The following is a 4,464-nucleotide window of genomic DNA, read 5'->3' as shown; positions in this document are numbered from 1 at the left end:
TGCGCGAAGTGGGCACGACGAATAAAACCAACCTGCGCGACTACGAGGACGCGGTAAACGAAAACTCAAAGCTGATCTTAAAGGTACATAGGTCAAATTTCGATATCGTTGGCTTTAGCGAGGACGTGGCTATGCAGGATCTTAGCGCACTGGCGAGGGAGCGAAATTTGATTGATTATTTTGATCTTGGCGGCGGATTTTACGGCGAGCTACCCTACGGCCTAGAGCGCAACGAGCCGAATCTAAAAAATCTAAAAGAGGCCTCGCTCGTTAGCTTTAGCGGCGACAAGCTCTTTGGCTCCGTGCAGTGCGGCATAATCCTAGGTAAACGTGAGCTCATCGCAAAACTAAAGAAAAATCAGCTGCTAAGAATGCTGCGTGTGGATAAGGTGATCATCTCGCTACTGGCCCAAAGCGTCAAAGCCTACGCGAACCGCGAATTTGAGCTTATCACGACGGTAAAACAGCTCTATAAAAGCGTGGACGAGCTGGAAAAAACGGCAAATTTCATAAACTCGCAGCTAAAAACTCCGCTTGAAATCGTGCGCACGATGACCTTCGTAGGCGGCGGCACTATGCCAAACAAACGCATACCTAGCCTCGCGCTAGCCGTCAAAGGAAACGCGAACGAAAACGAGGCTAAATTTAGGAAAAATCTCGTGATCGGCCGCATTGAGGAGGGTAAATTTCTACTCGATCTTCGCAGCGTGCTGGACGCGGACGTGCAAAATTTGATAGAAAAAATCAACGAAACGGATGAAAAATGAGCTTAATCATAGGAACGGCTGGGCACATCGACCACGGAAAAACGGCGCTGATAAAGGAACTAAACGGCTTTGAGGGCGACAGACTCGAGGAGGAGCAAAAGCGCGGTATTACGATCGATCTTAGCTTTTCAAATTTGAGCAAAAACGGCGAAAATATCGCATTTATCGACGTGCCGGGGCATGAAAATTTGATCAAAACGATGATCAGCGGCGCGTACGGATTTGACGCGTGCCTATTCGTCGTGGCGGCAAACGACGGGCTAATGCCGCAGTCTTTGGAGCATTTGGAGGTTTTAAACATCCTTGGCGTTCGCTCTCTCATCGTCGCGCTAACAAAGTGCGACCTAGCTAGCGCGGAGCTAATAGAACAGCGAAAAAACGAAATTTACTCCGCCGCGCAAAACTACAAAAATCTGCAAATTTTAGAGATTTTCCCGGTTAGTATCAAAGATAGCGCAAGCATAGACGAGCTGCGAAATTATCTTTTCACGCTAAAAGCGGCTAACCGCGAGCAAGAGGGCGTTTTTAGGTATTATATCGACCGCGTTTTTAGCCTAAAAGGTATCGGAAACGTAGTTACGGGCACCGTGATAGAGGGCAGCGTGACGAAAAACGAGAAGCTGTTTAACTATGACGCGGGCAAAGAAGTGCAGGTGCGAAGCGTGCAGAGCCACGATACCTTCGTCGATCGTGCCGGAGTTAGCAGCCGCGTGGCGCTAAATTTGACGGGAATCGAGCTAAATGATCTAAAAAAAGGACAATTGCTCAGTAAAAAGGGCTTTTTTAGGGGATTTCGCGAGATAGACGCGATCGTTTTTGCTCGCGAGCTAACGCACGGGCAGAGCGTAACGTTTTGCGTCGGTGCAAAGGCCGCGCCCGCAAAAGCGCTAGTCCTTAGCGAAAAAGAGGGCGGGATATTTGCGACGTTTAAGTTTGAAAGGGATATGTTTTTGAAATTCGACGAGCTGTTCGTGCTCATCGCAAACGGTCGCGTCATAGGCGGCGGCAGGGTGCTAAACGCCGTGAGCGAACCGATGAAAAAATCAAGCAAAATTTCGTTTTTAAACGCGCTGGTTAAAAAGGACTTCGTAAGTGCATTTGCGATGCTAAAAGATACGCATAAAAACGGCTTTGGTATCATCTCGGCCTATCAGCGTTTCGGGCTAAATCACGAGGAAGCCGTTGCTATCGCCAAACAAACGCCAAACGTATTCGTCGATGAAAAGGCGCTAAACATCTACGATCTAAGCGCGGTCGATAGGATAAAAAGCGCGGTCAAATTTATGATAGAAAAGAACGAATTTGCGGTATTTTCGGCTACGAGTATCAGCCTAAAGCTCTCGTGGGCTAGCGAAAACATCGCTCAAAAGGCGCTTGATGAGCTAGAAAGCGCGGGCATGATCGCTAAAAACGACGGCGTCTACACCAAAACGGGCGTAGATATGAGCAAGCTAAAAATCAGGCTCGAGGAGAAAATTTACGAGATTTTGCAAAGCGGAAATTTAGCTCCCTTGGCGCCCTATAACATCTACGACGAGCTTGAGATCGACCGCGTTAGCGGCGATAACGCGCTAAAAAAGCTAACCGGCATCGGACGCGTGGTGAGGCTCGCGCATAATCTTTTCGTAACGTCAAAAGCCCTAAACGAAGCGCTTGCAAAGCTAAAAGCCATCATCGCCGCGCAAGGATTCGGAAACGTAACGAACGCGAAAGAGGCGCTAAATCTGAGCCGAAAATACGTAATCGCATATCTAGAGCAGCTTGATCTGGATCCAAATATCGTAAAAAACGGTACGGACAGAGTTTTAAAAGCGTGATTTTTTATCTATTTATAAAAAGCTAATATAATCCGCGCAAATTTTTAAAAAGGAATGAAATGAAAAAAATAGTTTTGTCGCTAATGGTGGCCTCTGCGATGTTTGCGGCGTCAAACGAGCAAGTAGTCGGTTTTTATTCGCAGATGGTCGGCGAGGGCGTGAAAGTAAATGTAACCGAGCGCAAACCGATAGCCGACGGCATCGAAGCGGTCGTGGTAAATTTGAGCAACGGTCAAGTCAGCCAAGACGAGGTTATCTTTACTAAAGGCGACCTGCTTTTCCCGGATATCATCGATCTAAAGGCACAAAAAGCCTACCTGCAAGAGATAAAAAAGGAAATAGCGGCGAAAAATATCTCAAAAGTCTATAAAAACGAGCAAAAAGAAAATATCATCACTCTAGGAAACGACTCTAAAAAGCCGACTATCGTGATGTTTTCCGATCCTGAGTGCCCATACTGCCGCCTAGAGCTTGAAAAGATCGAAGCGACGCTAAAAGAAAGCAACGTAAAGCTAATCCTAACTCCGGTTCACGACGTTTCGTCTTTACAAAAAAGCTTTTTGATCTATAAAGACGCAGCAGGCGCAAAAACCGATAGCGATAAGATCAAAATTTTAAGAAAATATTTTGCGGACGACTATAAGGTTGCAGACGGCGCCGTTAGCGACGCAGACGTAAAAGCGATGGATAATTTAAGACAAAAATACTCCGCCGCCGGCGTTCGCTCCGTACCTTTCATAGTAAATTTAAGCGACCTACAAAAATAATCTCTAACGCAAATTTGAGCTAAATTTGATAAATTTAGCTCAAAAGCCCTAAATTTTCATAAAATATACTTTTATAACTTGATATGTAGTATTAAAACTTAAGCTAAATTTTAGATTTCCTTAACTATTTATTAAGTTTCATAATTAATCTAATATTTTTACTTCGTTTATTCTCAAAATATGCTAAATTTGCACAGTGATATTTTAAAATATGCAAGTGCCCTAAAATACGCGCCTGTAAGGCGCACTACGCCTAGGAAATATGCAAAATTTGAACAATATCTTTCTAAAAACGTCTCAAAAATTTCAAATTTGAGATTAATAAGGAGAAAACATGCAAGGATCAAGACGAGATTTCCTCAAAAAATCTCTGAAGGTCGGCGCGGTAGGCGGAACCGTATTGGCCGCTGCAGCTATCGCAAAACCGACCAGCGACGAGCTTGCTCCTGACGACAACGGCGTAGTTGTCGGCAAGTCGAGCAAAAAAGAGGTGCTTTACAAAAAAAGCAAAGAGTGGGAATACTACTATAAGATCGCTTACTAAGGGAGAAAACCATGAGTGATTCACGCATAGGAAGACGCTCGTTTTTGAAGCTTGCCGCTCTTGGTGCCGGTAGCACGATGGCATTTGGCGAAAACGAGACGTTTAGAAAGGCAACCAACGAGGAGATAAAAAATCCTTATGAAGGTTCAAAAAAGGTTAGAACGATTTGTTCTATTTGTTCGGCGGGCTGTGGCATCGAAGCCGAGGTAAAAGACGGAGTATGGGTACGCCAAGATATGGCTATGTATCACCCGATCTCTCAGGGTTCGCACTGCTCTAAGGGAATCGATCAGATCGACCTTACGAAATCAAAACAACGTATCAAATTTCCGATGAAAAAAGTAAACGGAAAATGGGAGCGCATCAGCTGGGAGCAAGCCGTAAACGAAATCGGCGATAAGATGCTACAAATCCGTAAAGAAGACGGTCCTGATAGCGTAGTTTTCTTGGGTTCGGCTAAATTTAATAACGAGCAGAGCTACTATTTCCGTAAATTTGCGGCGTTTTGGGGCACAAACAGCAACGATCACGTAGCACGCATTTGACATAGCGCAACAGTCGCCGGTGTG

General features: G+C 45.2%; 3 protein-coding genes and 2 pseudogenes. All 5 read left to right on the top strand.

What is annotated here, in order from left to right; all coding sequences use genetic code 11:
• Window positions 1–767: pseudogene (locus H740_RS04875) on the top strand (L-seryl-tRNA(Sec) selenium transferase); the annotation flags it as partial.
• Entirely contained in the window at window positions 764–2,584 is a 1,821-nt protein-coding gene (gene selB / locus H740_RS04870; RefSeq protein WP_002951976.1) for a selenocysteine-specific translation elongation factor, read from the top strand. The pseudogene H740_RS04875 and the gene selB, both read left to right, overlap by 4 nt.
• A gap of 59 nt (window positions 2,585–2,643) precedes the next feature.
• Window positions 2,644–3,351 carry a thioredoxin domain-containing protein gene (locus H740_RS04865; RefSeq protein WP_002951974.1) on the top strand — a complete coding sequence of 236 codons (708 nt, stop codon included), beginning with the start codon at window positions 2,644–2,646 and terminating at the stop codon, window positions 3,349–3,351.
• A gap of 334 nt (window positions 3,352–3,685) precedes the next feature.
• A complete protein-coding gene (locus H740_RS04860) occupies window positions 3,686–3,895 on the top strand; it encodes a twin-arginine translocation signal domain-containing protein (RefSeq protein ID WP_002948952.1) in 210 nt (69 codons plus the stop codon).
• A 77-nt stretch (window positions 3,896–3,972) separates the two neighbouring features.
• Window positions 3,973–4,437: pseudogene (locus H740_RS04855) on the top strand (molybdopterin-dependent oxidoreductase); the annotation flags it as partial.
• Between the last annotated feature and the right edge of the window lie 27 nt (window positions 4,438–4,464).

Source organism: Campylobacter showae CC57C, assembly GCF_000344295.2.
Taxonomy (GTDB): domain Bacteria; phylum Campylobacterota; class Campylobacteria; order Campylobacterales; family Campylobacteraceae; genus Campylobacter_A; species Campylobacter_A showae_B.
This window is presented reverse-complemented; position numbering and strand designations above follow the sequence as displayed.